Genomic DNA, 1,305 nt, shown 5'->3' on the forward strand with positions numbered 1-1,305 from the left:
GGCAAGCCGGGCAAGCCCGAGAAGCCGGACGTCCCGGGGACGCCCGACACGCCTGACACGCCTGACACACCCGATACACCGGACACGCCCGACACGCCAGGCACTCCCGACACGCCCGGCACTCCTGACGGGCCGGCACCGCACGGTGGCACCCCGCCGCAGCTCGCCGAGACCGGCGCGGGCTTCCCGGCGGGCGCCGGTCTCACGCTCGGCGCGGGCGCGCTGCTGGCCGGTGCGCTGCTCTACCGCCGGTCGCGCGCCGCGGCGTGACGCAGATCTCCTCGTGAGGACGACGGAAGCGGGCTCCGCCGAGGCGGGACCCGCTTCCGTCGTTCACCATGTCGCGCGTACCTGGCGGATGATCCGTCTGCGCAGCCGCACCCTGCGACTGCCGTCCCGCATCAGTGTGAGCCGGTCCAACTCCCAGTGTCCGTACTCGGCGTGGTCCGTCAGCAGGCGGGTGGCGTCCTTGCGGGAGACCCCCCGTGGTACGTACACGTTGACAAATTCGTATTCGGCCATCGCATCCATTGTGCGTGCACCGCCCCGGTACGGATAGCGTCTGCACCATGTCTGATGCTGCGCAGCCCACCGCTGCCGAGGTCCGTGCCGCCGTCGAGGCCGTCAAGGTCGCGCTCGACCGTCACCTTGCGGCGGTCGAACAGCGTTCGGGGGAGGACGACCCGGCCGTCCACGATGCGTTCAACCAGTTGGCCGCGGCGGCCGAGGTGTACGACGAGCTGCTGTACACGGTGCACGACGAGGTCACGCCGTTCGAGATCCCGGGGATCGAGGAGTCGCTCCCGCCGTACGAGGGGCCGACGGAACCCGAGGCGGTCAGCGTGCTGATCCGCCGGGACTACACGGTCACCGACCCGCAGCGCCTGCTGGCCTCCGCCCGGCGGATCGAGGAGGCCGACGAGGACGAGGTCGGCGGTCTCGGCGACGACGCGTTCTCCCGGACGGCGCACGGGGCGCTGGGGCTGCTGTTCGGCGAGTACGAGGCGGACGAGATCGCCTCGCGGCACCGGGAGTTCGGCCTGGAGGAGGGGGACTCGACGCTCTGGGTCACGGCGCTGGACGAGCCGGCGGAGCCGGGTGACTGGCTCTCCGTCCCCTTCGAGGGGGCCGATCCCGCGCGGGTCGTCTGCCGTTTCGACGTCTCCGCCGTCTTCGACGACGAGCCGGACGACGACCTCGGCTGACCCGCGCTTCCTCCCCCTCCCCCTCCGCCCACCGCGGTGCTGCCGCGGTGGGCGGTCCGCCGCCCGGCCGTCAGGTCTGGTCCGCCGCGCGCAGGAGGGC

Annotated in this window: 2 protein-coding genes and 1 pseudogene; 2 read left to right on the top strand and 1 reads right to left on the bottom strand. The window is 72.6% G+C overall.

All coding sequences use genetic code 11. The annotated features are described in order from the left end of the window. Positions 1 to 270, top strand: a pseudogene (locus HW445_RS31310) (hypothetical protein); the annotation flags it as partial. A 63-nt stretch (positions 271 to 333) separates the two neighbouring features. On the opposite strand, the gene HW445_RS31315 reads toward HW445_RS31310, so the two are convergent. Beyond that, positions 334 to 522 carry a DUF5703 family protein gene (locus HW445_RS31315; protein WP_151774686.1) on the bottom strand — a complete coding sequence of 63 codons (189 nt, stop codon included), beginning with the start codon at positions 520 to 522 and terminating at the stop codon, positions 334 to 336. Positions 523 to 569: 47 nt separating this feature from the next. Between HW445_RS31315 and HW445_RS31320 the strand changes: the two genes are divergently transcribed. Further along, positions 570 to 1,205 carry a hypothetical protein gene (locus tag HW445_RS31320; RefSeq protein WP_180224156.1) on the top strand — a complete coding sequence of 212 codons (636 nt, stop codon included), beginning with the start codon at positions 570 to 572 and terminating at the stop codon, positions 1,203 to 1,205. The last annotated feature ends 100 nt before the right edge of the window (positions 1,206 to 1,305 follow it).

The organism is Streptomyces sp. UH6, assembly GCF_013421635.1.
Classification (GTDB): domain Bacteria; phylum Actinomycetota; class Actinomycetes; order Streptomycetales; family Streptomycetaceae; genus Streptomyces; species Streptomyces abyssomicinicus.